This is a genomic window from Chitinophaga sp., from assembly GCF_035564935.1.
Taxonomy (GTDB): Bacteria; Bacteroidota; Bacteroidia; order Chitinophagales; family Chitinophagaceae; genus Chitinophaga.
On the sequence record NZ_DATMTE010001130.1, the window covers coordinates 1 to 1,799 of the forward strand.

General features: G+C 46.2%; 2 protein-coding genes and 1 tRNA gene. 2 read left to right on the forward strand and 1 reads right to left on the reverse strand.

Features of this window, described 5'->3' with window-relative positions; all coding sequences use genetic code 11:
- The first annotated feature begins 246 nt into the window (after positions 1-246).
- Positions 247-870, forward strand: coding sequence for an ester cyclase (locus tag VN105_RS29290; RefSeq protein WP_325646967.1), 624 nt, complete (start codon positions 247-249; stop codon positions 868-870).
- A gap of 24 nt (positions 871-894) precedes the next feature.
- Here VN105_RS29290 and VN105_RS29295 read toward each other — a convergent pair whose 3' ends face one another.
- Positions 895-1,473, reverse strand: coding sequence for a YdeI/OmpD-associated family protein (locus VN105_RS29295; RefSeq protein WP_325646969.1), 579 nt, complete (start codon positions 1,471-1,473; stop codon positions 895-897).
- 114 nt (positions 1,474-1,587) lie between these two features.
- On the opposite strand from VN105_RS29295, the gene VN105_RS29300 reads away from it, so the two are divergent.
- A tRNA-Lys gene (locus VN105_RS29300) sits at positions 1,588-1,663 on the forward strand.
- Positions 1,664-1,799 lie beyond the last annotated feature (136 nt).

Genomic DNA, 1,799 nt, shown 5'->3' on the forward strand with positions numbered 1-1,799 from the left:
CATCTACAGCAACGCAATGGGGTAATTACATAACTTTTTAAAAGCGTGCCAGGGCAACCTGGTGCGCTTTTTTTATCAAGCTCCAGTTAATATTCGTCGATTACCCCGGAAAACAGTAGGTTTACATCATCATAATTATCACCACATATCTCCTTCCGGTTACCCAACACCGGAACTGCCCGAAAAGGAACTAGGTTTTCTTTCCCTGCTATTCCTATATTTTCTTATTAACCAGCTTATTTTTTTATGTTATCAATATCCAATAAGGCCGTTGTATTGGCCGCACTGAAGCACCTCATTGGGGAGCGCAATACCAGCGTTATAGACACTTATCTTCCTGATTCCTACATCCAGCACAGCGCCACGGTAAAGGATGGCAAAGCCGGGCTGCTGGAGGCGCTGGAACAACTGAAACAATTGCCAGCGCCAGCTTCGGCTAAAAATCCCGTGGTACGCACCATTGAAGACGGCGACTACGTAATGCTGCACCTGGATGTAGCATTTATGGGCAAAAATGTGGCGGTTGTGGATCTTTATCGCCTCGAAAACGGTAAACTGGCGGAACATTGGGACGCCACACAGGAGAATGCCTCTACAGAAGGGGGCAGTGAAATAACGGATCTGCACCTGACTTCATCTAACAAGACCGCTATAGCCCGGTATGTGCAGGAGTCGCGTGCTTCTTATGAAGGTGAGCCCATAAAGGTACACCGCATTATAGGAGAGGGGAACTTCGTAATGGTACAAGCCTCCACTTCGGGCGCAGTACATTATGATATATACCGCCTGCAAGATGGCCAGCCGGCCGAACACTGGCAGGTAACACAGGCCATTCCTGCTCACCTGCCGCATAACAACGGCATGATATAATTTCCTTTACGGCTGGAACGGGCGCTAGTGAAACTTCTCGTTCCGTTCCAGCTTTGCTATGAAATCAACAATGCGCTTAGCCCGGGTTTCAGGCTTCTTCGCATTCTGCAGCCGGAAATAAACCGCGAATTTATTTTGATTGTTCAGCGTTTCAAAAAAAGCTGCTGCTTTTTTGTTTTTCTTTAATGCGGCCATAAAGTCGTCCGGAACAGTGGCCTCACGCTGCGTAGCGTATGCCTTTTCCCATCGGCCATCGGCCTTTGCCAGCTCCACCTGCCGGATACCCGCCGGCTTCATTTTTCCCTCTGCCGTAAGGCGTTCTATATGCTTTGTATTCCTTTCCGACCAGATGCTTTTAGCCCGCCGCGGTGTGAACTTTTGCCGGAAGCATTTTTCATCAATGGACTTGGATTGTCCGTCGATCCAGCCGTAGCAGAGCGCTTCTTCCAATGCCTGCGCATAATTAATGGAAGGGATTTTGGTGTCTTTTTTATACATGCGGAGCCATACACCATCTTCCTGCGTATGATTCTTTGCCAGCCATTTCTCCCACTGCTGCTGGGTTTCAAAGAAAAGTTCGGGTAGTTCTTTAGGAGTTGCCATAGCTATAAAGATAGGAATTTGGCAGGCGTGTATGCGTGTTAGTTAGTATTTTTTTTAAAAAGATTTGGAAGTTTTAAATTAATTCATACTTTTGCGCTCCTGTTTGACGGGAATGATTCCCTAGCTCAGTTGGTAGAGCAATACACTTTTAATGTATGGGTCTTGGGTTCGAGTCCCAAGGGGATCACCACAAAGAATACAAACAGTATCAAAGCCGCATAAATCGCACGATTTACGCGGCTTTTCTGTTTTTGGGCTACAAAGGTTTATCATTCAAAACGAAGGTGAATGGTAACATAAAAGGTTACATGGGTAATACTTAAATT

Coding starts and splice junctions, on each gene's coding strand:
- VN105_RS29290 (WP_325646967.1), top strand. CDS start 247: ATGTTATCAATATCCAATAAGGCCGTTGTATTGGCCGCACTGAAGCAC.
- VN105_RS29295 (WP_325646969.1), bottom strand. CDS start 1,473: ATGGCAACTCCTAAAGAACTACCCGAACTTTTCTTTGAAACCCAGCAG.